17 protein-coding genes and 3 pseudogenes are annotated in these 24,087 nt (G+C 66.9%); 13 read left to right on the plus strand and 7 right to left on the minus strand.

Going from position 1 to position 24,087, the window contains the following annotated elements; genetic code table 11:
* Positions 1-166: 166 nt before the first annotated feature.
* The 3 genes from ACZK2V_RS04560 to ACZK2V_RS04570 all read right to left on the minus strand — a co-directional run bounded on the left by ACZK2V_RS04560 (position 167) and on the right by ACZK2V_RS04570 (position 4,426).
* Positions 167-2,197 (minus strand): NADPH-dependent 2,4-dienoyl-CoA reductase, encoded by a 2,031-nt coding sequence (locus tag ACZK2V_RS04560; protein WP_049422603.1) that lies wholly within the window; start codon positions 2,195-2,197, stop codon positions 167-169.
* A 376-nt stretch (positions 2,198-2,573) separates the two neighbouring features.
* A complete protein-coding gene (gene yczE, locus ACZK2V_RS04565) occupies positions 2,574-3,203 on the minus strand; it encodes a membrane protein YczE (RefSeq protein ID WP_071229484.1) in 630 nt (209 codons plus the stop codon).
* A 203-nt stretch (positions 3,204-3,406) separates the two neighbouring features.
* Positions 3,407-4,426, minus strand: coding sequence for a zinc-binding alcohol dehydrogenase family protein (locus tag ACZK2V_RS04570; protein WP_189720616.1), 1,020 nt, complete (start codon positions 4,424-4,426; stop codon positions 3,407-3,409).
* Positions 4,427-4,783: 357 nt separating this feature from the next.
* On the opposite strand from ACZK2V_RS04570, the gene ACZK2V_RS04575 reads away from it, so the two are divergent.
* From ACZK2V_RS04575 to ACZK2V_RS04590, 4 genes are all read left to right on the plus strand, one after another.
* Positions 4,784-5,875, plus strand: a complete 1,092-nt coding sequence (locus tag ACZK2V_RS04575) for an OmpA family protein (RefSeq protein WP_010483958.1) — start codon at positions 4,784-4,786, stop codon at positions 5,873-5,875.
* A gap of 220 nt (positions 5,876-6,095) precedes the next feature.
* Positions 6,096-6,602: a hypothetical protein gene (locus tag ACZK2V_RS04580; protein WP_010483956.1), complete on the plus strand. Its 507-nt coding sequence runs from the start codon at positions 6,096-6,098 to the stop codon at positions 6,600-6,602.
* A 20-nt stretch (positions 6,603-6,622) separates the two neighbouring features.
* A complete protein-coding gene (locus ACZK2V_RS04585; protein WP_197616478.1) occupies positions 6,623-7,432 on the plus strand; it encodes a pseudouridine synthase in 810 nt (269 codons plus the stop codon).
* A gap of 85 nt (positions 7,433-7,517) precedes the next feature.
* A complete protein-coding gene (locus tag ACZK2V_RS04590) occupies positions 7,518-7,853 on the plus strand; it encodes a hypothetical protein (RefSeq protein ID WP_005412356.1) in 336 nt (111 codons plus the stop codon).
* A gap of 84 nt (positions 7,854-7,937) precedes the next feature.
* On the opposite strand, the gene kbl is transcribed toward ACZK2V_RS04590, so the two are convergent.
* The gene (gene kbl / locus ACZK2V_RS04595) at positions 7,938-9,146 is read right to left on the minus strand and encodes a glycine C-acetyltransferase (protein WP_121504060.1); all 1,209 of its coding nucleotides are present in this window, start codon (positions 9,144-9,146) and stop codon (positions 7,938-7,940) included.
* A 198-nt stretch (positions 9,147-9,344) separates the two neighbouring features.
* On the opposite strand from kbl, the gene ACZK2V_RS04600 reads away from it, so the two are divergent.
* Positions 9,345-10,040, plus strand: a complete 696-nt coding sequence (locus tag ACZK2V_RS04600; protein WP_005412357.1) for a TorF family putative porin — start codon at positions 9,345-9,347, stop codon at positions 10,038-10,040.
* A 185-nt stretch (positions 10,041-10,225) separates the two neighbouring features.
* Here ACZK2V_RS04600 and tdh read toward each other — a convergent pair whose 3' ends face one another.
* On the minus strand, positions 10,226-11,248 hold the full coding sequence (tdh, locus tag ACZK2V_RS04605) for an L-threonine 3-dehydrogenase (protein ID WP_010483949.1): 1,023 nt from the start codon (positions 11,246-11,248) through the stop codon (positions 10,226-10,228).
* 313 nt (positions 11,249-11,561) lie between these two features.
* Here tdh and ACZK2V_RS04610 point away from each other — a divergent pair, with 313 nt between their 5' ends.
* The 7 genes and pseudogenes from ACZK2V_RS04610 to ACZK2V_RS04640 all read left to right on the plus strand — a co-directional run bounded on the left by ACZK2V_RS04610 (position 11,562) and on the right by ACZK2V_RS04640 (position 20,194).
* Positions 11,562-13,724 (plus strand): S46 family peptidase, encoded by a 2,163-nt coding sequence (locus ACZK2V_RS04610; RefSeq protein WP_049400929.1) that lies wholly within the window; start codon positions 11,562-11,564, stop codon positions 13,722-13,724.
* Between the two features lie 249 nt (positions 13,725-13,973).
* Positions 13,974-14,618, plus strand: a complete 645-nt coding sequence (locus ACZK2V_RS04615) for a histidine phosphatase family protein (RefSeq protein ID WP_010483945.1) — start codon at positions 13,974-13,976, stop codon at positions 14,616-14,618.
* Positions 14,619-14,659: 41 nt separating this feature from the next.
* Positions 14,660-15,931: a bifunctional tetrahydrofolate synthase/dihydrofolate synthase gene (gene folC / locus ACZK2V_RS04620; protein WP_189720618.1), complete on the plus strand. Its 1,272-nt coding sequence runs from the start codon at positions 14,660-14,662 to the stop codon at positions 15,929-15,931.
* A gap of 81 nt (positions 15,932-16,012) precedes the next feature.
* Positions 16,013-17,041 (plus strand): SPOR domain-containing protein, encoded by a 1,029-nt coding sequence (locus tag ACZK2V_RS04625; protein ID WP_049400927.1) that lies wholly within the window; start codon positions 16,013-16,015, stop codon positions 17,039-17,041.
* Between the two features lie 46 nt (positions 17,042-17,087).
* Positions 17,088-17,865 (plus strand): annotated as a pseudogene (locus tag ACZK2V_RS04630) (CvpA family protein).
* Between the two features lie 30 nt (positions 17,866-17,895).
* Positions 17,896-19,360 (plus strand): annotated as a pseudogene (purF, locus tag ACZK2V_RS04635) (amidophosphoribosyltransferase).
* Positions 19,361-19,369: 9 nt separating this feature from the next.
* Positions 19,370-20,194 carry a ferritin-like domain-containing protein gene (locus ACZK2V_RS04640; RefSeq protein WP_071229161.1) on the plus strand — a complete coding sequence of 275 codons (825 nt, stop codon included), beginning with the start codon at positions 19,370-19,372 and terminating at the stop codon, positions 20,192-20,194.
* Between the two features lie 68 nt (positions 20,195-20,262).
* Here the strand turns inward: ACZK2V_RS04640 and ACZK2V_RS04645 are convergent.
* A pseudogene (locus tag ACZK2V_RS04645) lies at positions 20,263-21,719 on the minus strand (DUF2235 domain-containing protein).
* A 225-nt stretch (positions 21,720-21,944) separates the two neighbouring features.
* Between ACZK2V_RS04645 and ACZK2V_RS04650 the strand changes: the two are divergent.
* Positions 21,945-23,198: a zinc-dependent metalloprotease gene (locus tag ACZK2V_RS04650; protein ID WP_032129071.1), complete on the plus strand. Its 1,254-nt coding sequence runs from the start codon at positions 21,945-21,947 to the stop codon at positions 23,196-23,198.
* 87 nt (positions 23,199-23,285) lie between these two features.
* On the opposite strand, the gene lpxH is transcribed toward ACZK2V_RS04650, so the two are convergent.
* On the minus strand, positions 23,286-24,032 hold the full coding sequence (lpxH, locus tag ACZK2V_RS04655; protein ID WP_049462831.1) for a UDP-2,3-diacylglucosamine diphosphatase: 747 nt from the start codon (positions 24,030-24,032) through the stop codon (positions 23,286-23,288).
* Positions 24,033-24,087: the final 55 nt, after the last annotated feature.

Genomic DNA, 24,087 nt, shown 5'->3' on the forward strand with positions numbered 1-24,087 from the left:
CAGTACCGATCGAGGGGCTGCGCCGGCTCACCGGAAACTGGCTGGTGAGCGGAAAGATGGCGCAAGGTAGGGGGGGATAGCCGAACGCATCGTGAACCGCCCGGCTTGACATTCAGGTTCGGCAGGGGGGACGGAAATCACATTCCGCCCCCCATTCAGGCGCTCATCAGAGCGCGGCGGCCACCCGGCTGCCCTGGTCGATGGCCCGCTTCGCATCCAGTTCGGCGGCCACATCGGCACCCCCGATCAGCTGCGCGTTGATGCCGGCGGCCTGCAGTTCGGCCTGCAATGCACGGTTCGGTTCCTGCCCGGCGCAGATCACCACGTGGTCGACCGGCAGCAGCTGTTCGCTGCCTTCCACGCGGATGCGCAGGCCCTCGTCGTCCACGCCCAGGTACTCGACGCCACCGAGCATGCGCACGCCCTTGGCCTTCAGTGTGGCGCGGTGAATCCAGCCAGTGGTCTTGCCCAGTCGCGCGCCGGGCTTGCCCGGGCTGCGCTGCAGCAGCCAGAGCCGACGCGGTGACGCCTCGACCTCGGGCCGGCCCAGCGAGCCGCGGGCCTCGAACGCGCTGTCCACGCCCCATTCGGCCATCCAGCGTTGCGGGTCGAGGGAGGGGGACTCACCTGCGTGGCTGAGGAACTCGCCGACATCGAAGCCGATGCCGCCGGCGCCGATGATCGCCGCATTGGTGCCCACTTCAACCCGGCCCAGCAGCACGTCCAGGTAGCTGACCACCTTGGCGTGGTCGGCGCCGGGGAAGTCGACCTTGCGCGGGGTGATGCCGGTGGCCAGCACCACCTCGTCGAAGCCGGCCAGGGTGGCGGCATCGGCGCGGGTGCCGAGGCGCAGCTGCACGCCGGTTTCGGCCAGCGTGTGGCGGAAGTAGCGCAGGGTCTCGTGGAACTCTTCCTTGCCGGGGATGCGCTTGGCCACGTTGAACTGGCCGCCGATCTCCTCGTTGGCATCGAACAGGGTGACCTGGTGGCCGCGCTGGGCAGCGACGGTGGCACACGCCAGGCCTGCCGGGCCAGCACCGACCACGGCAACTTTCTTCGGCGTGGCGGTGGGGCGATAGACCAGCTCGGTCTCGTGGGCGGCGCGCGGATTGACCAGGCAGCTGGCCAGCTTGTTCTCGAACACGTGGTCCAGGCAGGCCTGGTTGCAGGCGATGCAGGTGTTGATCGCCTCGGCGCGGCCGGCACGGGCCTTGTTCGGCCATTGCGGGTCGGCCAGCAGCGGGCGCGCCAGCGACACCATGTCGGCACCGCCGCTGGCGAGGATGCGCTCGGCGACGTCGGGCATGTTGATGCGGTTGGTCGCCACCAGCGGCACCTTCACATGCGGCTTGAGCTTGGCGGTGACCCCGGCGAAGGCGGCGCGCGGCACCGAGGTGGCAATGGTCGGAATACGGGCTTCGTGCCAGCCGATGCCGGAATTGATGATCGTCGCGCCGGCGGCCTCGATGGCCTGCGCCTGCTGCACGATCTCCTCCCAGTTGCTGCCGTCCTCCACCAGGTCCACCAGCGACAGGCGGTAGATGATGATGAAGTCCGGGCCACAGGCCTCGCGGATGCGGCGCACGATCTCGACCGCGAAGCGCATGCGCTGGTTCGCATCGCCGCCCCAGCGGTCGGTGCGCTTGTTGGTGCGCGGGGCGATGAACTCGTTGATGAGGTAGCCCTCCGAGCCCATCACTTCCACACCGTCGTAGCCAGCCTCGCGGGCCAGCTTCGCGCTGCGTGCGTAGTCGGCGATATGGCGCTCGACGCCACTGGCCGACAACGCGCGCGGGGTGAACGGGTTGATCGGTGCCTTCAGCTTCGACGGTGCCACCGACAAAGGGTGGTAGGCATAGCGGCCGGCATGCAGCAGCTGCAGGCAGATCTTCGCGCCGTGCTGGTGCGCGGCGGCGGTGAGCTGACGGTGCGGGCGTACTTCCCAGGGCCAGGACAGCTTGCCGCCGAACGGCTTCAGCCAGCCGACCACGTTCGGCGCGAAGCCGCCGGTGACGATCAGGCCGACACCGCCCTCGGCGCGTTCGGCGAAGTAGGCCGCCAGCCGCGGGAAGTCGCGGGCGCGATCCTCCAGGCCGGTGTGCATCGAGCCCATCAATACGCGGTTGCGCAGCTGGGTGAAGCCCAGGTCCAGCGGGGCGAACAGATGGGGGTAGGCGCTTTCGTTGGCTGGCGACATTGTCGATACGCTTGCGTACGGAAGCGCGAAGCGTGCCGCGAAACGGCGGCCGGGGCAAGGGCCGGCCTTTGGGTAGTGCCGGCCGCTGGCCGGGTACGCTCGGCACATGCGTGCTGTCGCTCCCGCAATTCGCTGCGCGAACCGCGGGCCCCACTTACCGGCCTCCACGCCCCCGCGCCTGCGGCGCTCCCCCCGAACTCCGGGGGGTAGTGCCGGCCGCTGGCCGGGTACGCTCGGCACATGCGTGCTGTCGCTCCCGCAATTCGCTGCGCGAACCGCGGGCCCCACTTACCGGCCTCCACGCCCCCGCGCCTGCGGCGCTGCCCCCGAACTCCGGGGGCGGTAGTGCCGGCCGCTGGCCGGCATCCCGATCAGCTCAGGGGGACTGCGGCTGCCGGCCAGCGGCCGGCACTACCGGGGTGCGACCGATCCCGAACCAGCCCAGCGTGACACCACACAGCGGGCCGATCAGCAGGGCGAAGGCGAGGGTGCCGAGGCCGACATTGCCGCCCAGCCACCAGCCCAGCAGCAATACGCTGCCTTCGATCAGGCTGCGCACCTTCCAGATCGGCCAGCCGGTGCGGGCATGCAGGCCGGTCATCAGGCCATCGCGGGGCCCGGGGCCGAGCTTGGCGCCGATGTACAGGCCGGTGGCCAGCGCGACCAGCAGCATGCCGGCGCAGAACATTGCCAGCTGCCAGCCAAGGCCGACGGCCGGCGGCAGCAGCCATAGCCCGAACTGCGCGGAGGGGCCGATCAGCATCACGTTGAGCACGGTCCCTACACCCGGCTTCTGCCGCAGCGGCCACCACAGCAGCAACACCAGTGCGCCGATGACATTGGTCGCCAGGCCGAACGACAGCGGCGTCTGCGCGGCGATGCCCTGTGACAGGACATCCCAGGGCGCCACGCCGATGGCCGCACGGATCATCAGCGAGGCGCCGAAGCCGTACAGGAACAGGCCGGTGATCAGTTGCAGCAGGCGCAAGGGCAGGGCGGTGGGCATGGCGGTCTCGGGGGAGAGGAATCTGTTTCCACCGTAATTCCGATCCAGTCACTTCCATAGATACAGATGCCGACCAATCCGCCGCTACAGTGTCGTCGAGCGTGCTCGACTGCTCCTGATGAATCAGTCGAGCACGCTCGACGCTACGATCAGACCGCACGGCCGGGCATGGGCTCGGCTTTACAGCGGCGTTCCAGCCTGGCTCAGTCGCCCCAGCCTGCCAGCGCCAGCTTGCCCACCGTGCGTCCGCTGGCCAGGCGCTGATGCGCGATGTCCAGATTTGCCGCATTGATCGGGCCCAGGCTTTCACTGAGGGTGCCGCGCAGCTGGCCGGCATCGATCATGCTGGCCGTGCGGCTGAGGATGCGGTGCTGCTCGATGCAGTCGGCAGTGGCAAAGCGCGAGCGCGCGAACATGAACTCCCAGTGGATGCCGATGCACTTGGCTTTGTAGGGATCGCCGATGCGCAGCGGCCCACGCGGCTCGACGATCAGGCCCACATGTCCCTGCGGCGCCAGCAGCAGGCCCAGTTCTTCCCAGTAGTGATCGGTGTCGGCCAGGTTGAGTGCGACCTGCACCGTGTCGATGCCCAGCGCCTGCAGCTGGGCCTGAAGTGGTTGCCGATGGTCGATCACGTGCCGGGCACCCATCTGCCGGCACCAGTCGGCCGAGGCCTCGCGCGACGCCGTGGCGATCACCTCGAAACCCGCATGGCGGGCCAGCTGGATTGCCATCGAGCCGACCCCACCCGCACCGCCGATCACCAGCAGGTGCTGGCCGGCGTGGCGGCGATCGTCCAGCCGCAGCGGCATGCGCTCGAACAGCAGCTCCCAGGCGGTGAGCGTGGTCAGCGGCAGCGCTGCGGCTTCAGCGAAATCCAGCGTGGTTGGCTTGCGCGCGACCAAGCGTTCATCCACCCAGTGGTACTGCGCATTGCAGCCGGGGCGGGTGACATCGCCTGCGTAATAAACCTCGTCACCGGAGGCAAACAGGCTCGCCTCGTCGCCGATTGCCTCGACCACGCCGGCAGCGTCCCAACCCAACACGCGGGGTGCCTGGAGCGTGGCCGGATCCGTGCTGGCACGCTGCTTGCCATCGACGGGGTTGACTGAAACCGCCTCGACCCGGACCAGCAGGTCACGGCCCCGGGGAGGCAGCGGCGGAGGCAGGTGGATATCGCACAGGGCAGGGGCGGATTCACGACTCAGGGCGACGGCTTTCATCACGGCTCCGGCTGGGTTCGTGGCTCCATCATAAGGTTCCTCACGTTTCCGCAGACGCGCTGAACCGTTTGATGCAGCGCGCCGCGCAATATGTCGTTTTCCCCGCCTAAACCCCGTCAAACCCTTGCAGCGTGAGGGTCTTGCGGATTTTCATCATCCTGTATAGGGTTTCAACGTCGGACCGGCGGACGGTCGGGCGCAACACTTCACATGTTACGGGACTGTTAACATGGCCTTCACCCGCCTGAGCATAATGTTCGCGGCGGTGGCGTGCTGAATCGGCTGTCGTACATCGACGCACTTGTGCTGGCCCATGCCTCTACCGGTTTCATACCCCCGAAATAGGAGCTGTACTCAATGAACAAGAAGATCCTTACTGCCGCGCTGCTGGGCGGCCTGGCTTTTGCCCAGGCAGCTTCGGCGCAGGAGTTCGATGACCGCTGGTACCTGACCGGTTCGGCCGGCTTCAACTTCCAGGACAGCGACCGTCTGACCAATGACGCTCCGTTCGTGACCCTGGGCCTGGGCAAGTTCATCAGCCCGAACTGGTCGCTGGACGGTGAGCTGAACTATCAGAACCCGAACTTCGATTCGAACAAGGACCTGAACTGGTCGCAGTACGGCGTCTCGCTGGACCTGCGTCGCCACTTCATCAAGGAAGGCCGCGGCTGGAACCCGTACATCGTCGGTGGCCTGGGCTACCAGAAGTCGGAAGAAGAGTACCCGGCGCTGAATGCCAACGGTCCGCGCCAGCGTAAGGACGGCAACGTTGCCGCCAAGCTGGGCGTCGGCCTGCAGACCACCTTCGAAAAGCGCGTTGCTGTCCGCGCCGAAGTGGCTTACCGCGCTGACTTCGACGACCAGAGCGTTGCCGCTCCGAAGGAAGACTGGTTCGGTGACGTGCTGGCTTCGGTCGGCGTCGTGATCCCGCTGGGCCCGGCTCCGGTCGCGGCTGCTCCGGCTCCGGCTCCGGTTGCCCCGAGCTGCGCCGACCTGGATGACGACGGTGACGGCGTCAACAACTGCGACGACAAGTGCCCGAACTCGCAGCCGGGTCAGACCATCGGTCCGGACGGTTGCCCGGTTCCGGTCTCCATCGACCTGAAGGGCGTCAACTTCGACTTCGACAAGTCGAACCTGCGTCCGGACGCCGTGGCGATCCTGAGCGAAGCCACCGAGATCCTGAAGCGTTACCCGGATCTGCGCGTTGAAGTTGCCGGTCACACCGACTCGAAGGGTACCGACGCTTACAACCAGAAGCTGTCGGAGCGTCGCGCTACCGCCGTGTACAACTACCTGACCAAGAACGGCGTTGACGCCGGTCGCCTGGTCGGCCCGATCGGCTACGGCGAGAGCCGTCCGATTGCTCCGAACACCAACCCGGATGGTTCGGACAACCCGGAAGGTCGCGCCAAGAACCGTCGTACCGAGCTGAACGTCCAGAACTAAGTTCTGACGCTCTGCCAGTAGGACACAGCAGGACCCGGCTTCGGCCGGGTCTTGTTGTTTCCGTAGCCCGGAATCCGCGTGTCCGTCGGTCCGGGAACAACCGTTCGTCGGGTTTTTATCCGTAAAACCAATGAGTTGCCGTATTCATTGAAAGTGGCGCTTGAAAGCTGTCGCGGCATTGCTAAACTCGCCGCGTCACTTCCTTTCCTGGATGCCCTTCATGCTGCGCTCTGCATCGGCCGCCTTCCTGGCGCTGGCCCTGGTTCCCGCCGCCCACGCTGCGGTCGATTGCTCGGTCAACACCAGCGCCTCGCCGCTGCCGTTGCCGGCCACGACCATCGCGCCGGTGGCCGACGAGCTCTACATCCGTGGCAACCAGCTGGGCATGCCGGCCGGCGTGCTGAGCAGCAACTACGATCCGTCGCAGTCGCTGGACCAGGTGCTGCAGCGCCTGCGCATCGATGGTTGCCAGAACATCGCCAAGGCCATTCCGAGCGCCCCGGCAGTGAAGCCGAACGATCCGGCGGCCTACAAGCCGCAGACCGAATTCGACAACACGCCCTGGCGCTTCGACATGAGCCAGAACGGCAAGCGCATGACCGCCGAAGAGTTCGACGCCTGGATGAAGGCGCGTGGCGTGCGTGTGGTCAAGGCGCGTCCGGCTCCGGCCGCCACTCCGGCCCCGGCCGAAGCACCGGCTGAGACCAAGCCGGTCGACAAGAAGTAAGCACCGCGGGGAGCAGAGGCTTGCGCACGCGCCGCCCACCTGCCGCCCCCGCCGCCCGCTCCCACGCACCGCGTGGGCGTGCGACTCCCGCTGCCACAGCCGCCGGTGTCCGTCATGGCCTGGCGCGCGTGCTGTCCAAGGCCGGTGTGTGTTCGCGCAGCGAGGCCGCGCGCTGGATCGCCGATGGCCGCGTGCGCGTCTCCGGCCGCATCGTGCGGGATCCCGAATTCCCGATTGGGCAGCCGGCGCCGCCGATCGAGGTCGATGGCCAGCCGATGGGCGCGCCGCAGCGCCTGTACCTGATGCTCAACAAACCGCGTGGGGTGGTGACCACCGCGCAGGATGAGCGTGGCCGCGATACCGTGTACCGGTGCTTCGATGGTGCCGGCCTGCCGTGGATCGCGCCGGTCGGGCGCCTCGACAAGGCCAGTGAAGGGTTGTTGCTGTTCAGCAACGATCCGCAGTGGGCGGCGCGCCTGACCGACCCGCAGACCGGGCCGGACAAGACCTACCACGTGCAGGTCGACCGCCTGCCCGATGACGCCACGCTGGCGGCCCTGCAGGCCGGCGTGGACGACGAGGGCGAGTTCCTCGTCGCCCAGGCTGTGCGCGTGCTGCGCAGCGGCGATAAGACCGCGTGGCTGGAGGTGGTCCTCGACGAGGGCCGCAACCGCCACATCCGCCGCCTGTTGGCGGCCTTCGACCTGCAGGTGCTGCGCCTGGTCCGGGTTGCGATCGGCGGGCTGCAGCTCGGCGATCTCGGCAAGGGCCAGTGGCGGGTGCTGGAGGTCAGTGACCAGCAGCGGCTGGGGGCCGCTGCACCGGGCTGATCATCGCCCGCGGCCGGCGGTTGCCGGCCACCGTTCCAGGCGTAGGGGGCGTCTGGCTGCTGAATTTCCCGAACGGAGCCTGCCCATGTACCACCCGACCCTCAACCAAACCCTGCGCTGCGCAGGCCTGCTGCTGCCGATGGTGCTGCTGACCGCCTGTGGTGGCCACAAGAAGGTGGCCAAGGCGGAAACGCCGGCCGAGACCCCGGTGGTGGAAGTGAAGACCCCGGAGCTGGATGGTCGCGGCAGCTACCGCTTCCTGATGAGCAACGGCGACAAGAAGATGACCGCCGACGAGTTCGACGCCTGGATGAAGGCCAATGGCATCCGCGTTGCCAAGGGTAACGGCCAGGATGCTGCCGCCAAGCCGGTGGTGGTGGCCAGCAAGGACGAGCCGAAGGGCAAGAAGAAAAAGAAGTGATGCCGGGAAGGTGCCGACCTCGGTCGGCACGCCCTCACGCCCGGTAGGTGCCGACCTTGGTCGGCACGCTTTGGCCGGTGGGGATCAACCCTTGATCACGCCCAGCTCGACACCGATGCGGGTGAACGCATCGATCGCGCGGTCCAGATGCTCGCGACTGTGCGCGGCGCTGATCTGGGTGCGGATGCGGGCCTGGCCCTTGGGCACCACCGGGAAGAAGAAGCCGATCGCGTAGATGCCTTCTTCCAGCAGGCGCTCGGCGAACTTCTGCGCCAGCGGTGCGTCGTACAGCATCACCGGGCTGATCGGGTGTACGCCCGGCTTCACGTCGAAACCGGCGGCGACCATCTTTTCGCGGAAGTAGCGGGTGTTTTCCACCAGGGTGTCGCGCAGATCGTCAGCGGCGGCCAGCATCTCGAACGCTTTGATGCCGGCGGCCACCACATGCGGCGGCAGCGAGTTGGAGAACAGGTACGGGCGCGAACGCTGGCGAAGCAGCTCGATCACCTCGGCGCTGGCGCAGGTGAAGCCGCCCAGTGCACCACCCATGGCCTTGCCCAGGGTGCCGGTGATGATGTCGATCTTTTCCAGCACGCCCTTCACTTCGGCCGAGCCGCGGCCGCTGGCACCGAGGAAGCCGGTAGCGTGGCATTCGTCGATGTGCACCAGCGCGTTGTACTTCTTCGCCAGCGCGGTGATCTCGTCCAGCGGCGCAATGAAGCCGTCCATCGAGAACACGCCGTCGGTGGTGATCAGCTTGGTCTTGCAGCCGGCGGCGTCGGCGGCCTGCAGCTGGGCTTCCAGGTCGGCCATGTCGCAGTTGGCATAGCGGAAGCGCTTGGCTTTGCACAGGCGCACGCCGTCAATGATCGAGGCGTGGTTCAGCGCATCGGAAATGATCGCGTCGTTCTCGCCGAGCAGCGGCTCGAACAGGCCGCCGTTGGCATCGAAGCAGGCCGCGTACAGGATGGTGTCCTGCTTGCCGAAGAAGTCGGCGATCTGCTTCTCCAGCTGCTTGTGCAGGTCCTGGGTACCACAGATGAAGCGCACCGAGGCCATGCCGAAGCCGTGGGTATCCAGCGCATCCTTGGCGGCCTGGATCAGGTCCGGATGGTCGGCCAGGCCCAGGTAGTTGTTGGCACAGAAGTTCAGCACCGTGCGGCCGTCCTCGAGGGTGATCTCGGCCGACTGCGGGCTGGTGATGATCCGCTCGGACTTGAACAGGCCCTGGGCGCGGATGGCGTCCAGTTCCTCGGCGTAGTGGCGGGTCAGGGCGGAGGAGGCGTCGGTCATGGCGTGGGCACGGCTCTGAACGGGGAAACCGCTGATTCTACCGGGCTACGACGGCCTTCGACCGGGCCGGGCAGGGCACCGCCACGGGTGGCACATGTTGCATCGCAATAGCAAACGGGTTAAAAATTCGTGAACCGCGCCTGTCTGGCGCCGGTTGCCCGCTCCCCCTTCCCGCCCCCGCCACCCTCGGAGACGCCCATGAAGCACGCCCGTGCCTGCCTCGCCATTGCCGCTGCCCTGACCCTGGCCGCCCCGTTCGCCGCCAGCGCTCAGGAAAACGAATCGCCGTACAGCTGGAACGTCACCGCTGTTTCCGATTACCTGTTCCGTGGTGTGTCGCAGACCGACGAGGATCCGACCCTGCAGGCCGGTTTCACCTACACCAGCCCGGTTGGCCTGTACGCAGGCGTGTGGGGCTCGGGCGTGGATTTTGGTGCGGGTGACCCGAAGACCGAGGTCGACTACCTGATCGGCTACGGCGTGGACGTCACCGAGCGCGTCAACTTCGACGTGCTGCTGAACCGCTACACCTACCTGAAGTCCAGCCACCAGAACTACAACGAGCTGATCACCACCACCACGCTGGATGACACCTACAAGCTGACGGTGGCCTACACCAACGATGTCTGGAACAGCAGCACCGATGGCTGGTACTTCGGCCTGGGCGGCAGCTGGGGCCTGCCGAAGGACTTCACCCTGAATGCCAACGTCGGTCGCAGCACCTTCGAGGACGGCATCGCCAAGGACTACACCGACTGGAACGTCGGCGTCGCGCGCCAGTTCGGCCTGTTCAACGTCGGCCTGGGTTACTACGGCACCGACGGCAACGGCCGCGACAACTCCGGCAAGCTGGCCCACAGCCGCGTGATGCTGAGCGTCGCCGTCGGCAAGTAACGCCGCAGGCGTTACGGTAGGTGCCAGGCTTGCCTGGCACGCTTTACGAAAAAGGCGCCCAATGGGCGCCTTTTTCAATTCCAGCAGCATGCCTTACCCCGGCTGGGGGAGAGCCCCCTTGTTGTTCAAGGGGCGCGCCGACGGCGCGGGGATAAGGAGACCTGCGGGGGAATTGACCCGAAGGGTCAATTCCAGCTGAGCACCACCTTGCCGGCCTTGCCTTCTTCCATCAGGTCGAAGCCCTTCTGGAAGTCGTCGATCGGCAGCTGGTGGGTCATCACCTTGCCGAGCGGGAAGCCGGACAGCACCAGCTGGGTCATCTTGTACCAGGTCTCGTACATCTTGCGGCCGTAGATGCCCTGCACGGTCAGGCCCTTGAAGATGATCTTGTCCCAGTCGCAGCCGGCGCCCTTGGGCATGATGCCGAGCATGGCGATCTTGCCGCCGTGGTACATGCAGTCGAGCATGTCGTTGAACGCACGCGGGTTGCCGCTCATTTCCAGGCCCACGTCGAAGCCCTCCATGTGCAGTTCCTTCATCACGTCCTTCAGCGACTGGTTGGCCACGTTGACCACGCGGGTGGCACCCATGTCGGCGGCCAGCTTCAGGCGGAAGTCGTTGACGTCGGTCACCACCACGTTGCGTGCACCGATGTGCTTGCAGATGCCGGCGGCGATGATGCCGATCGGGCCGGCACCGGTGATCAGAACGTCTTCACCGATCACGTTGAACTCCAGCGCGCAATGCGCGGCGTTGCCGTACGGATCGAAGAACGCGGCCAGCTCGGACGGAATCTGGTCCGGGATCGGCCACAGGTTGCTGGCCGGCATCACCATGTACTCGGCGAAGGCGCCGTTGACGTTGACGCCGATGCCGACGGTGTTCGGGCACAGGTGCGGGCGGCCGCCACGGCAGTTGCGGCAGTGGCCGCAGACGATGTGGCCTTCGGCCGAGACGCGCTGGCCGATTTCATAGCCGGTCACGGCCGAGCCGAGTGCGGCGACGCGACCGACGAATTCGTGGCCGATGGTCAGGCCCGGCTTGATGGTGCGCTGGCTCCACTCGTCCCACAGGTAGATGTGCAGGTCGGTGCCGCAGATCGCGGTCTTCTCGAGCTTGATCAGGACCTCGTTTGGGCCCGGGGTCGGAACCGGAACTTCTTCCAGCCAGATGCCCTTGGCCGCTTCGCGCTTGACCAGGGCCTTCATCGTTTGCTGCGCCATCGGGGTGGAACTCATCAGGGGGAAAGCGCGGATTATAGGGTGCCGCGCGGATTTCCCATGTTGCGCTGCGGGTGCAGTGGCGGAACGAAAGGCGTGCGCCGGCGGGCGTTTCGAACGTGCTGCGAACAGCAGCGCCTCCCTGGTTCGGGGGAGGGTGACCACGCCCCCTCTGGACGATTTCCGTGTGCGCGGCCCACGTGCGCGTGGCAGAGCAAGAAGCAGGCCCATGACTTCCGGGGTTCGGGCCGGGGCAGGGCGGCGGGCTACAATCGAAGGTTCCACTACCAGGGGCCGCTCCATGCGCTCGAACCTGCTTGCATTCTCCATCGTCGCCAGCCTTGGGCTGGCCCAGGTCGCCCATGCCGCTGAAGGCATGTGGGTGCCGCAGCAGCTGCCGGAAATCGCCGGCCCGCTGCAGAAGGCCGGCCTGAAGCTGTCCCCGGAACAGCTGGCCAACCTGACCGGCGACCCGATGGGCGCCGTCGTTGCCCTCGGCGGCTGCACCGCCAGCTTCGTCTCGCCGCAGGGCCTGGTGGTCACCAACCACCACTGCGCTTATGGCGCCATCCAGCTGAATTCGACCGCGCAGAAGAACCTGATCAAGGACGGCTTCAACGCGCCGACCCTGAAGGACGAACTGAGTGCCGGCCCGAACGCCCGCGTGTTCGTGCTCGACCAGATCACCGACGTCACCGCCCAGGCCAAGGCCGCCATTGCTGGCGCCGGCAACGATCCGCTGGCCCGCAGCCGCGCGCTGGACGCCTTCGACAAGGCCCAGGTCGCCGCCTGTGAAGCCGATGCCGGCTTCCGCTGCCGCCTGTACAGCTTCTCCGGCGGCAATACCTACCGCCTGTTCCGCAACATGGAAATCAAGGATGTGCGCCTGGTCTACGCGCCCCCGGGCAGCGTCGGCAAGTTCGGTGGCGACGTCGACAACTGGATGTGGCCGCGCCACACCGGCGATTTCTCGTTCTACCGCGCCTACGTCGGCAAGGACGGCAAGCCGGCCGCCTTCGCCGCCGACAACGTGCCGTACCAGCCCAAGCACTTCCTGAAGTTCGCCGACCAGCCGCTGGGCGCCGACGACTTCGTGATGGTGGCCGGCTACCCGGGCCGCACCAACCGCTATGCACTGGCCGGTGAGTTCAACGAAACCGCCAGCTTCACCTACCCGACCATCGCCAAGCACTACAACGCAGTGCTGAAAATGATCGCCGACGCCGGCAAGGCCGACGCCGACGTCAAGGTGAAGTACGCAGCGACCGCCGCCAGCATGAACAACGTGGCCAAGAACTACCTGGGCCAGCTGGAAGGCTTCAAGCGCATCGACGCCGCCGGCCAGAAGCAGGCTGAAGAAGCCGCCGTGCTGGCCTGGCTGAAGAAGCAGGGTGCTGCCGGCAAGCCGGCCCTGGCCGCCCACGCGCAGCTGCTCAAGCATCTGGATACCAGCAAGTCGACCCGCGAACGCGACCTGTTCGTCGGCCAGTTCAACAACACCTCGGCCGTTGGCGCAGCGATCACCCTGTACCGCCTGTCGATCGAACGCAGCAAGCCGGATGCCGAGCGCGAGGCCGGTTACCAGGAACGCGACCTGACCACCATCGAAGGTGGCCTGAAGCAGATGGACCGTCGCTACGTGGCAAAGATGGACCAGCAGCTGCAGACCTACTGGCTGGACCAGTACGTGGCCCTGCCGGCCGCGCAGCGCGACAACGAAGTGCTGAACAAGTGGCTGGCCGGCAGCGATGCCGCTGCGGTCAAGTCGCTGGTGAACAAGCTGGGCGGCACCGAGCTGGGCAGCCTGGACAATCGCCTGAAGTGGTTCAAGGCCGACCGTGCCGCGTTTGAAGCCAGCAGCGATCCGGCCATCCAGTACGCCGTGGCCGTCATGCCGGCACTGCTGAAGCAGGAAGAGCAGAAGAAGATCCGCGAAGGCGAATCACTGACCGCCCGCCCGCTGTACCTGCAGGCCGTGGCCGACTACAAGAAGAGCCAGGGCGAGTTCGTCTATCCGGATGCCAACCTGTCGCTGCGCATCACCTTCGGCAACGTCATGGGCTATGGCAAGGACGGCGTGAAGTACACCCCGTTCACCACCCTGGAAGGCGTGGCGGCGAAGGAAACCGGTGAAGATCCGTTCGATTCGCCGAAGGCGCTGCTCGATGCGGTCAAGGCCAAGCGTTACGGCGGCCTGGAAGACAAGCGCATTGGTTCGGTGCCGGTGAACTTCCTGTCCAACCTGGACATCACCGGCGGCAACTCCGGTTCGCCGGTGCTGGATGCCAACGGCAAGCTGGTCGGCCTGGCCTTCGATGGCAACTGGGAATCGGTCAGCTCCAACTGGGTGTTCGACCCGGTGATGACCCGCATGATCGCCGTCGACAGCCGCTACATGCAGTGGATCATGCAGGAAGTGGCGCCGGCGCCGCAGCTGCTGAAGGAACTGAACCTGGTCAAGTAAGGTTCGCGGTTCGGGGCGGTCCATCCACGCATGGCGTGGATCTACTGCCTGTACCGAGGGTAGTGCCGGCCGCTGGCCGGCAACCTCGACCAGATAGCCGGAGTTTCCGAAACCCCGCGACCCACGTCGCGGGGTTTTTTTATGCCTGGCCCGGCCCGGTGCGCCGAACAGGTATCATCCCTGTTCCGCGTACTTCACAGGATGTGAACGAAACGCGGAAACCTCCTCCCCCCAGGACCCCTTGCACGCATGCGCATCCTGCTTGCCCGCCACGGCGAAACGCCGTGGAACGCCGAAGGCCGCTACCAGGGCCAGATCGATATTCCGCTTTCGCCGATCGGTGAAGCCCAGGCCCAGGCACTGGGTGCCCGCCTGGCCTCGGTGGACATCACCCGTGCCGTCGCCTCGCCGCTGTCGCGCGCGCAGCGCACCGCGCAGCTGGCGCTTGGCGCCGCGCGTGCCGACATGCTGCTGACCGAGCCGGAGCTGCAGGAAATCGCCCACGGTGAGTGGGAAGGCCTGCTCGCCAGCGAGATCAACGAAAAGGATCCGTCGCGCCTGCAGGCCTGGCGCGAGGAGCCCGATACCGTGCTGATGCCCGGTGGCGAATCGCTGCGGCTGGTGCTGGAACGCAGCTGGCGTGGCCTGGCCCGTGCCACCGAAGGCCTTGGCGAGCACGACACCCTGCTGGTGGTCGCCCATGACGCGGTCAACCGCGTGATCCTGTGCAAGGTGCTGGGCCTGCCGATTTCCCGCCTGTGGACCTTCCGCCAGGCACCGACCACGCTCAACCTGCTTGAAGGCGCCGACCTGGACAGCCTGGAAGTGGTGCGCCTGAACGACTGCGCCCACCACACGCCGTTCTTCGGCGAAGCCAAGCACCGCGCACTCTGACCCGCCACACCGAACCACCTGTACCTGCTGGAAGCACTGCCGTGACGAACACCCCGACCACCCTGGCCGACTGGCTGGACTACATTGAACGCCAGCATCCGGCGACCATCGACATGGGCCTGGAGCGCGTGCGCGCCGTGGCTGCAGCGATGGGCCTGGGTACGCCGGCCCAGCGCACCATCGTGGTCGGTGGTACCAACGGCAAGGGCTCGACCGTGGCCTTCATCGAGGCCATCGGCCGTGCTGCCGGTTGGAAGGTCGGCGCCTACACCTCGCCGCACCTGCTGCGCTACAACGAACGCGTGCGCATCGATGGCCAGGACGTGGACGATGCGGCGCTGATCGCTGCGTTCACTGCGGTCGAAGCCGCGCGTGGCGAGACCACGCTGACCTATTTCGAGTACGGCACGCTGGCCGCGCTGCAGCTGTTCGCCGACGCCGGGCTGGACCTGGCGGTACTGGAAGTGGGCCTGGGCGGTCGACTGGATGCGGTCAACATCATCGATGCCGATGTGGCAGTGATCACCACCGTGGACATCGACCATGCCGAATGGCTGGGCGAAGACCGCGAAGCGATCGGCACCGAGAAGGCCGGCATCATCCGTGGCTGGAAGCCGGTGATCCTGGGCGAGACCGATCCGCCGTCCAGCGTGCTGGCGCGTGCCTATCTGGTCGGTGCCAATGCGATCCGCGGCGGCAGCGATTACTTCTACGAGCCGATCGACGCCCAGCGCTGGCGCTGGCGCGATGTCGGCCTGCGCATGGAGCTGCCGACCCCGGCGCTGGCCGGCCCGATCCAGCTGGCCAATGCCGGTGCTGCCATCGCCGCCCTGCGCGCGCTGGACAAGCCGGTGCCGCGTGCGGCGTGGGCCGCGGGCATCGCAGCAGCGCGTATCTCCGGCCGCATGCAGGCATTCGAGCGCGACGGCGTGCAGATCCGCGTGGACGTGGGCCACAACCCACAGGCGGCGGGCCAGCTGGCGCGTGCGCTGAAGGCCGAAGTGTCAGCGGGCCGCACCCTGGCGGTGTACGCCGCGTTGCAGGACAAGGACGCGGCGGGTGTGGTGCAGGCCCTGCAGGACGTGGTGGCCGAGTGGACCCTGGCCGGGCTGGACGGTCCGCGTGGGCAGAGCGCCGCTCAGCTGCAGGCACGCCTGAGCGGTACGGTGGCGGCCAAGGCACCGCTGGCCGATAGCGTCGAACAGGCCCTGGCGCAGGTGCTGGCCCAGGCTGAGCGGGGTGACCGGGTGCTGGTGTTCGGCTCCTTCCATACCGCCGCTGCGGCTCTGCAGTGGCTGCAGGGCGACGCCTGACCCGCGTTCAGCCAACGCCGACGCCGGCCGGTCCGGCACCCGTATAATCGACGGCAATCTCCGGACAGTTGCCTGCCTCACGTGGATACGCCTCTGAAACAGCGTCTGATTGGTGCCATCGTGCTGGTGGCACTGGCCGTGATTTTCCTGCCGATGCTGGTCAAGGGACCCGCACCCGACAGCGGTGTCGCCAATGTGCCGATCGCCGCGCCGGATGCGCCGGCCGATGGTCAGTTCGAAACCCGTGAGCTGCCGCTGGTCGCCCCGGCCGGTGGTGCCACCGGCCTGCAGACCGGGCAGGCCAAGCCGCTGCAGGAGGCTGCCACGCCGGCTACGCCGCCGACCGTGGACACCTCGCCGGCAGTCGCCGCCGGCAACTATGCGGTCACCTTCGGTGCCTACGGCAGCAAGGCCGACGCCGATGCGGTGATCGCCTACCTGAAGCGCTCGCAGCTGCCGGGCTTCGCTGAAACGGCCACCATCAACGGCCGCCAGGCATGGCGCGTGCGCGTTGGACCTTACGCCGACCGTGCCCAGGCCGAAGCGGCCCGCCTGCAGGCGGTGAAGATCCGTGCGGATGTGAAGGCCGAAGTGATCACCCTGGATGCGGCGGCCGGCAGCAGTGCCCCGGTTGCGGCCACCCCGGCACCGGCTGCGCCGAGCGCCAGCACCCCGTCCGCAGCTGTTGCGCCCTCGGCCAGCGGCAACCCGGTCCGCAGCGAAAGCCTGCCGCCGAGCACGCCAACGGCGACCGCACCGCCGGCCGCCAAGCCGGAACCGCCGAAGCCGGCGCCGAAGCCCGAACCGAAGCCGGAGGCCACCGCCAGCAAGCCGGCGACGGCGCCGACCACACCGGCAGCACCAGCTGCCAGCGGCGTCGGCTTTGCCGTGCAGCTGGGCGCGTTCGGTCAGGCCAACGATGCCAATGCCCTGCGCGACAAGGTTCGTGCCGCTGGTTTCAGCGCTTTCGTCGAGCAGGTGCGCACGGACAAGGGCACCCTGCATCGCGTCCGCGTCGGGCCGGTGGCCAACCGCGCTGACGCCGAGCAGCTGAAGGCGCAGGTCGCCGCCAAGGTCGGCGTGGCCGGCATGGTCCGACCGCACCCATGACCCACGCGCAGCCCCGTTGCCAGCGCCGCCGAAGGAGCGGGGCGCCATGATCGACGTGGTGCTGCTGATCGTGATCGCCGCCTCGACCCTGCTGGGGATGCTGCGCGGCTTCGTCGGAATCGTCATCGGCACCCTGTCGTGGCTGCTGGCCGCGTGGGCGGCCTTCGCCTTCGGCAATGATGCCGCCCATTGGTGGGCCGCTCCGGCGGCCCCCGGTGGCGAACACTTCGTCGGTGGCTACCTGGGGGTCGGCATCGGCGTGATGATCGTGGTCGCGGTCATCGGCATGGTCATCAAAGCCCTGGTCCACCGCAGCATGCTGACCAGCCTGGACCGCCTGCTGGGCGGGGTGCTGGGCGCGGTGCGAGGCGGCCTGATCGCCGCGGTCCTGCTGCTGCTGGGCAGCTTCACCCCGCTGACCGCCGAACCCTCCTGGCAGCGCTCGGCGGTGCGTCCGTTGCTGAACCCGACCGTGGCCTGGATGAACAGCAAACTGCCGCACTGGGAGGTTCCCGGGGCCGATCTGCTGCCCAAGGCCTTGCCGACCGACGCGCTGTCCCCATCTGCATTGATGGAGTTGGGCAAGAACGCAGGCGCCGGGTTGGGAAAGCCGGGCGCGGCAGGCGATAATGGCATCCTCAACCAGGTAGTGGCAGGCAGCGGATGGCTGCGGCCTGCGAAAGCGGAACAGGGCGATTCCTACGATCCGGCCGAAGTGCGCCCGGACGCTCCTGCACTGCCGGACAGTATCGAGCCGGGCGATCCGGCCAACGTCGACCACGCGCGGCGACCACCGCGGCCAGGTACGGCCACCTTCCTTGTAACTGGGCACAGCCCAGCGGAGACCTCGCACCATGTGTGGCATCGTCGGAATCGTCGGCAACCAGAACGTCGCCGGGCAGTTGTATGACGGCTTGACCGTTCTCCAGCACCGTGGCCAGGATGCGGCGGGCATCGCCACCGCCAGCGGCAGCCGCCTGCGCGTGCAGAAGGCCACCGGCCTGGTCCGCGATGTGTTCGATGCCCGCACCATGTCCACCCTGGAAGGCAGCGTCGGCATCGCCCATGTGCGCTACCCGACCGCCGGTTCGGAAGGCATGGACGAGGCACAGCCGTTCTACGTCAATTCGCCGTACGGCATCGCGCTGGCCCACAACGGCAACCTGATCAACACCGAAGCGCTGCGCCAGCAGGTGTTCGAACAGGACCGCCGCAACGTCAACACCGATTCGGACAGCGAAGTGCTGCTGAACGTGTTCGCCTATGAACTGGAGCAGCAGCGCCAGCTCAGCCCGGAAGCCGCGATCCGCGCGGTGGCCGGCGTGCACCGCCGCTGCAAGGGCGGCTATGCGGTGGTCAGCGTGGTGCTCGGCCTGGGCCTGGTCGCCTTCCGCGACCCGCATGGCATCCGGCCGCTGGTACTGGGCAAGCGCAGCCACGCCGAAGGTGACGAGTACATCGTCGCCTCCGAGTCGGCCGCGCTGGACGTGCTGGGCTTCCAGCGCGTGCGCGACGTGCAGCCGGGCGAAGCGCTGGTGATCACCGCGCGTGGCGAGCTGTTCTCGGAGATCTGCGCCGAGCCGGCCGAGCACACCCCGTGCATCTTCGAATACGTGTACTTCGCGCGCCCGGATTCGATGATCGACAACGTCTCGGTGCACAAGGCGCGCATGCGCATGGGCATCAAGCTGGGCGAGAAGATCCTGCGCCTGCGCCCGGACCACGACATCGACACCATCATCCCGATCCCGGATACCTCGCGCGATGCCGCGCTGGAGATCTCCAACGTGCTCGGGGTGAAGTACCGCGAAGGCTTCATCAAGAACCGCTACATCGGCCGCACCTTCATCATGCCGGGCCAGGGCGAACGCGTGAAGTCGGTGCGCCGCAAGCTCAACCCGATCCACCTGGAGTTCCGCAACCGCGTGGTGCTGCTGGTGGACGATTCGATCGTGCGCGGCACCACCAGCCAGCAGATCGTGCAGATGGCCCGTGATGCGGGCGCGCAAGGTCTACCTGGCCAGCGCGGCACCGCCGGTGCGCTACCCGAACATCTACGGCATCGACATGCCGGCGGCCGAAGAGCTGGTCGCGCACAACCGTACCGTGGAAGAGATCGAAGCCCACCTGGGCTGTGACTGGCTGATCTACCAGGACCTGGAAGACATGGAAGCGGCGGTGAGCGAGGGCAATCCGGCGCTGCGCAACTTCGATTCGTCCTGCTTCAACGGACACTACCCGACGGGTATCGAGCCGGGCTATTTCGAGCGCATCCAGCAACTGCGTTCGGACGACGCCAAGCACAAGCGCCGCGCCTGAGGTCCAGGCGTGGTCGATGTACCCGACGTTGGTGGCGACCTGCTGCGCGCTGCGCAGCAGTGCCTGGCCGAAGCCGACCCGCTGCGCAAGGTGGCGCTGACCCAGGCCTATGCCGCCGCGTTCCGTGCTGGCCGCCTGAAGGTGGCGGCCGATGCACCGCCGCCGGAGCCGATCCGCATGCCCGGCCGGCCGGCGCAGCTGGTGCTGGTGCATCCGCGTGAAGTGCCGCGGCGTGGACTGGGCGGTGTGGAAGGGCGTGCCGCCTTCATCCACGCCATCGCCCATATCGAACTCAACGCGATCGACCTGGCCTGGGATGCGGTATACCGCTTCCGTGGCCTGCCGCCGGCGTTTCATGCCGACTGGGTCAGCTGTGCCGACGACGAATCGCGGCACTTCATGCTGCTGCGCGAACGCCTGCAGGTGCATGGTCACGACTATGCCGATTTCCCAGCGCACAACGGCCTGTGGGAAATGTGCGAAAAGACCGCCCATGACGGCCTGGCACGCATGGCGCTGGTGCCGCGCGTGCTGGAAGCGCGCGGCCTGGACGTAACGCCCGGCATGATCGGGAAGCTGCGCAATGTCGGCGATGGCGAAACCGCCGATGTGCTGGAAGTGATCCTGCGCGAGGAAGTGGCGCACGTCGCTGCCGGTTCGCGCTGGTATCGCTGGTACTGCGACCGCGCCGCTGTCGAGCCGCGTGCGCGCTTCAAGGAACTGCTGGTGGAGTACGCCGGCGGCTACCTGCATGGGCCATTCAACATCGAAGCGCGCCTGCTGGCCGGGTTCGATGCGGATGAGTTGGCCAACCTGATTGAACAGGCCGGTTGAAGAAAAGGGGACGGAGGGGATTAAGTCGTTTGTGGCACAAACGACTTAATCCCCCTCCGTCCCTTTTTTCATGCGTTCGGCAACACCACGCGCTTGCCATCCACCGTTGGCCGGTTGATGTAGAACAGGCCGGGACCCGGCCGGTACGGCAGTTCGCTGACGCCGGCATCGGCGGTGTAGGTCAGTGCGGTGTCGCCCAGTGCATCGAAGTTCCAGTGCGCCGACTGCATCAGGTAACGCCGTCGCAGCAGCGCCTCCTGTGTCTGCGTCAGCGGCTGTCCGGCCACCAGTCGGCGTGCAATCGGCTGCAGGGCGGACGGCAGCTCCCAGCCGGGAACTCCAGCGGCATTGGCGGTCCATTGCACGCCAGCATCGATGGCCTGCTGCTGCATCACCTGCAGTGCGATCAGCTGGTAACGCCAGTCGATGCGCCGACGCAGCACCACCGCGGCGGTCACATACAGCACCGGCGACAACAGCACGCTGCGGCTGCCGGCGCGACGCTGCTGCTGCCACTGGTGCCAGACATCCACCCAGATCTCCTTTTCACCCACGCCCAGCTGCTGCCGCCAGCGTTCGGCGTCGGCCTGCGTTTCGGCGTAGGCCGTGGTGGCCTGCAGCAACGCCGGTGGAGGGACCTGGTAGTCGGAAACCGCTGGGCGACGCAGCTGCTGCCGGCGCGGACGGCTGAGCAGCTTGGGCCCTTCTTCCAGCTGGTTGTAGCCACCGCCGATGTTGGCGTGCACGCCGGGCAGGGCGATCTCGGTGAACGTTGGCGCGACGCTGGTCAATGGATAGTGTTGGCGATGCTCGTCACGCGCGGCCAGTTGCACGACGTGTGCCGCGATGCCACTGCGCAGGGCGAGCTGCGGGTGTTCATCGGCGCGGCCACCATTGACTGCAACCACAGTGTCGAACAGTCCGATGAAGCGCAGCACCGGCGTGACGGCGGCGAAGTCCGCAGTGCAGGGCAGGCCGGCGCCCTGCAGCAGCTGGCGCCAGCGCGGCTGTCCCAGGCCTGCAGCTGGTTTGCGATATCACGTGCCGCGGCAGCACCGCGCGAATAGCCGAACAGATCCAGCTGCACGCCACGCAGAGGTCGCTGCCAGCGCGCGGACAGCTCGGCCAGTGCCGCCGGCAGCAGCACCTGCAGCGCGCGCTGCACTTTCGCGCGAACGCCACTGGCACCGATGCCGAAGGCCAGTCCGATCAGATCGTCATCGGCATCATCGCGGGTCCCCACGCCCTCGACATAGATCGACAGCGAAGGCGCGGCCATCGCATCGCGGCGGCTGTCCGGATACAGCTGCTGCAGGCGCGCGATGTTGGTCAGGCCGTTGTCGTAGCTGCTGGTCAGCCGGCTCTGGTAGGTCGAATCATCATCCGCGCGCAGCTGCGCCGGGCGTGGCTGCGGAACCTGTGGGCGACCGCGTGCCAGGTTGTGTGCGTTGTTGCGGGTGCCATCGAAGAACAGGCCGATCCGCAGCAAGCCGACATCTTCGTCCGTGTCCTGCGATGGTGCCATGTGCGTTCCCCGTCGTGGCTGCGTCACGGTAGCGCGAAAGCGGTGTATTGGCGAAGTGTAGTGACGCTTTTGACCTTACTTAACGCAGATGCGGTCGATCACAGTTCCTGATTTTCATTCCCATCTTCTATTGAATTCACACGACCCGCGCAGGCCAGATGGCCAGACCCGGTAGACCCGGGCGTGCTGCATCAACGCTGTTCACATCATTCAAGGAGCGACGCAATGTTGTCCAGATCGATTGGCAAAGCGGCAGGTGGCCTGGTGTTGGGTTTGTCGGTGGCAGCGGCCGCGCATGCGGCACCGTTGTTCGAGCCGGTGACGGTCATCAGCCGCGCATCGGCAAACAGTGAGCCCGCGCTGGGCAAGCTGCTGGCCACCCCGTCCACCGCGACGGTACAGGAAGTGCGTGTCGACGCTGCTGCCACTGCGCAGCCGCAGCTGGAGTTCGAACTGCTTGGCCAGCGCGTGCAGGCGGTGCGCAGCAAGGTGGAAGCCCTGCCCGATGGCGGCAGCATCTGGTACGGCCAGTTGCGCTCGCCGTCCGATCGGCTGACTGCCGCCACTTCGAATGGCCAGGATGATCCTGGTAATTCAGTGATCCTGGTGCGTTCGGGCAACACCCTCACCGGTTCGATCCGCAAGGACGGCAAGTTGTATCGCCTGCGCCCACTGGGCAACCGCCATGTACTGGTGGAAGTGGATGAATCGCGGATGCCGGCCGACCATCCGGCCGACTACAACCAGCTGCCGAAAATCCCGATGGGCAACAATGACCGCATCGGCATCGCGCAGGCCTCGTCCGGTACCCCGGCCACCATCCGCGTGCTGGTGGTGGCAACCAATGCAGCGGTAACGGCCTATGGCGGCAACATGCAGTCGCTGGTGCAGCTGGCGGTGGCCGAATCCAACCAGGGCTACGTCAACAGCAACGTGGGCATCACCCTGCAGCTGGCCGGCTATGAAACCACCAGCTACACCGAATCCGGCAACTTCACCACCGACCTGACCCGCTTCCGCAACACCAGCGACGGCTACATGGACAGCATCCACACCAGCCGCAACAACACTGCGGCCGATGTCGGCGTGCTGCTGATCAACAACACGAGCTACTGCGGGTTGGCCTCGGGCATCGGTTCGACGGCATCGACGGCGTTCGCGGCGGTGTACTGGGACTGCGCGACCGGCTACTACTCCTTCGCGCATGAGATCGGCCACCTGCAGAGTGCGCGGCACGATATCGCCAGTGATCCCAGCACGTCGCCCTATGCCTATGGGCACGGTTATCGCTACGAGCCGTCCTCCGGTTCGCGCTGGCGCACGATCATGGCTTATGACTGCTCGGCCGGCTGCCCGCGCCTGAACTACTGGTCCAACCCGAACATCAACTACAACGGCATCCCGATGGGCAATGCCAGCACCGCCGACAACCAGCGCGTGCTGGTCAATACCAAGGCCACCATCGCGGCCTTCCGCTGAGGCCAACCGCCGACCGAGGTCGGCGTCTACCCGGGTGCGTTCACCTGCCCTGGTAGATGCCAACCTTGGTTGGCACCCCGCGATCCATCATTCGCGCGCGAGCGTATCCAGCGACCAGCCGCCGGCATCCACGCGCAGCACCGATCCCTGTTCGTACCAGTCACCCAGCACGATGCGGTTGCAGGCGCGGCCACCGGCCTGCAGCGTGTGTACCGCCGGGCGATGGGTGTGGCCGTGGATCATGGTGTCCACGCCATGGCGCACGAAGGTGGCATCGACTTCGGCGGGTGACACGTCGGTTACCGACTCGAACTGCGCACGATCATCCTGCTTCATTTCCGTCTGGCGGGCCTGGCTGGCGTCGCGTGCCTTCTGCGCGAAGGCGATGCGTGCGGCCAGCGGCTGCGACAGGAACTGCGCCTGGAAGACCGGGTCGCGCGTCTGTGCACGGAACTGCTGGTAGGGGATGTCGTCCGTGCACAGCAGGTCGCCGTGCTGCAGCAGCACCGGGCGGCCGTACAGCTCGATCACGCACGGGTCGGGCAGGATGCGCAGGCCGGCACGGCGCGCATAGTCTTCGCCGAGCAGGAAGTCGCGGTTGCCGCGGATGAAGTACACCGGTACGCCGCTGTCGGAAAGTACCTTCAGCGCGTCGGCCACCGCATCGGCAGCAGGCGAGGGCGTGTCGTCGCCGATCCAGGCTTCGAACAGGTCGCCGAGGATGTACAGCGCATCGGCGCCGGGCGCCTGCTCGCGCAGGAAGCGCAGGAACAGGTCGGTGATCTCCGGACGGCTGGGGTCCAGGTGCAGGTCGGAAATGAACAACGTGGTCATGCAGGCATTCTAGGGCATCCACCGCCGGGCATGGCCCGGCGCTACCGAAGGGATC

It is taken from the genome of Stenotrophomonas sp. 93052_Sma (genome assembly GCF_056481145.1).

Coding starts and splice junctions, on each gene's coding strand:
- ACZK2V_RS04610 (WP_049400929.1), top strand. CDS start 11,562: ATGCGCTCGAACCTGCTTGCATTCTCCATCGTCGCCAGCCTTGGGCTG.
- kbl (WP_121504060.1), bottom strand. CDS start 9,146: ATGACCGACGCCTCCTCCGCCCTGACCCGCCACTACGCCGAGGAACTG.
- yczE (WP_071229484.1), bottom strand. CDS start 3,203: ATGCCCACCGCCCTGCCCTTGCGCCTGCTGCAACTGATCACCGGCCTG.
- ACZK2V_RS04650 (WP_032129071.1), top strand. CDS start 21,945: ATGTTGTCCAGATCGATTGGCAAAGCGGCAGGTGGCCTGGTGTTGGGT.
- tdh (WP_010483949.1), bottom strand. CDS start 11,248: ATGAAGGCCCTGGTCAAGCGCGAAGCGGCCAAGGGCATCTGGCTGGAA.
- ACZK2V_RS04570 (WP_189720616.1), bottom strand. CDS start 4,426: ATGAAAGCCGTCGCCCTGAGTCGTGAATCCGCCCCTGCCCTGTGCGAT.
- ACZK2V_RS04600 (WP_005412357.1), top strand. CDS start 9,345: ATGAAGCACGCCCGTGCCTGCCTCGCCATTGCCGCTGCCCTGACCCTG.
- lpxH (WP_049462831.1), bottom strand. CDS start 24,032: ATGACCACGTTGTTCATTTCCGACCTGCACCTGGACCCCAGCCGTCCG.
- ACZK2V_RS04560 (WP_049422603.1), bottom strand. CDS start 2,197: ATGTCGCCAGCCAACGAAAGCGCCTACCCCCATCTGTTCGCCCCGCTG.
- ACZK2V_RS04590 (WP_005412356.1), top strand. CDS start 7,518: ATGTACCACCCGACCCTCAACCAAACCCTGCGCTGCGCAGGCCTGCTG.
- ACZK2V_RS04575 (WP_010483958.1), top strand. CDS start 4,784: ATGAACAAGAAGATCCTTACTGCCGCGCTGCTGGGCGGCCTGGCTTTT.
- ACZK2V_RS04615 (WP_010483945.1), top strand. CDS start 13,974: ATGCGCATCCTGCTTGCCCGCCACGGCGAAACGCCGTGGAACGCCGAA.
- ACZK2V_RS04580 (WP_010483956.1), top strand. CDS start 6,096: ATGCTGCGCTCTGCATCGGCCGCCTTCCTGGCGCTGGCCCTGGTTCCC.